Source organism: Caldimonas hydrothermalis (assembly GCF_056746695.1).
In genome coordinates, this window is the sequence record NZ_JBWQXA010000031.1 from 1 (window position 1) to 1573 (window position 1573).

General features: G+C 77.1%; 1 protein-coding gene. It reads left to right on the forward strand.

What is annotated here, in order from left to right; all coding sequences use genetic code 11:
- The coding region (gene vgrG / locus AC1ECW_RS16235) for a type VI secretion system tip protein VgrG (RefSeq protein ID WP_481202297.1) at window positions 1-1573 on the forward strand (1573 nt) is incomplete at both ends.

Consider the following 1573-nt stretch of genomic DNA (forward strand, 5'->3'; position numbering starts at 1 on the left):
ACAGCCAAGAGCCGCGCGACAGCGTCCAGACCTACGAAGAACACGCCTGCCACGTCCCGGGCGTGCACACCACCCTGGGCTGGCACGACAGCGCCAAACGCGCCATCACGGCGCAAGCCCCGGGCGCAGCGGCCGGGGCGGCCGCCTACGAAGACTACGAGCTGCACAGCGCGCCCGACAGCGCCAGCGCGGCCGCGCGCGCGCGGCTGCGCAGCCAGGCCCTGCAAACCCAGGCCCTGCACTACAGCGGCCAAGCCACCGTGCGCGGCGCACGCTGCGGCCAATGGTGGCGCTTGAGCCACCTGCCCGGGCGGGCCCAGCCCCAAGAGCTGCTGCTCACCGAGCTCATCCACGTGGGCGACAACCCCCTGCCCCATGCCGTGCACAACGCCGCGGCCGCCCTCGGCCCAGCCCCGCCGGGCCAAGACCGCCTGGCGCCGGCGCGCCCCATCGAGCCGGGCGTGCTCGCCCAGGCGCGCGCCAGCGGCTACGCCCAGCACTGGCGCGCCGTGCCCCGCCAGAGCCCCTGGCGACCCATGCCCCCCAGCGCGCCCAGCGCCGCCGGCCCCCAAAGCGCCGTGGTCGTGGGCCCCGACGGCCAGCCTCACGCCCCCGAAGGCTCGGCCCTCCACACCGACCGGCTCGGGCGCATCAAAGTGCGCTTCCATTGGCAGGCGGCGCAAGCGGCCTTCCCCCCCGGCTGCGGCGGCGAGCCGCGCAGCCAGCCCAGCGTATGGGTGCGCGTGGCCCAACGCTGGGCCGGCGCCGGCATGGGCACGCAATTCATCCCGCGCATCGGCCAGGAAGTGCTGGTGGACTTCATCGAGCGCGACCTGGAGCGCCCCGTCGTCGTGGGCGTGCTGCACAACGGGCGCGGCGCCGGCGGCGTGAGCCCCACCCCGGGCGGGCGGGCGCCGCGCACACCGCAGGGCTCACCCTTTGCGGCCGCCGACGACCACCGCAGCGCCGGCCAGGCCAACGACGTCGCCGGCGGCCACAGCCCGGCCTGGCACGGCGCGGCCGCGCAGCCCCATGCCCACGCCGGCGCGCTCAGCGGCGTGCAAAGCCGCGAGCTCGGCGGCTTGGGGGCCAACCGGCTCGTCTTCGACGACAGCCCCGGCCAATTGCGCGCGCAGGCGGCCACCACCGCGCACGCCACCTGGCTCGGCCTGGGCCACCTGCTGCACCAAGCCGGCAACCGGCGCGGCAGCGCGCGCGGCCTGGGGCTGGAGCTGCGCACCGACGCCTACGGGGCGCTGCGCGGCGCGCACGGGCTGCTGCTGAGCAGCTACGGCCAAGCCCCCCACGAGTGCGCGGGCGACCCCAGCGCGGGCCTGGCCCTGCTGCACCAGGCCCACACCCAGGCCGACACACTGGCGCAGGCCGCGCAGCGCCACCACAACGCCACGCTGGGCCCCACCCGCCAGGCGCTGCAAGCGCTGCAGCGCAGCCTGCAAGGGCGGGTGAGCGCGCGCTGGGACCCCGCCGCCCCATCGGTGGACCCGGCTCCACCCGACGCCGAACTGCCCCACAGCGCCACCGCCCTCGTGCACGCCCAGGCGCGAGCCCAACA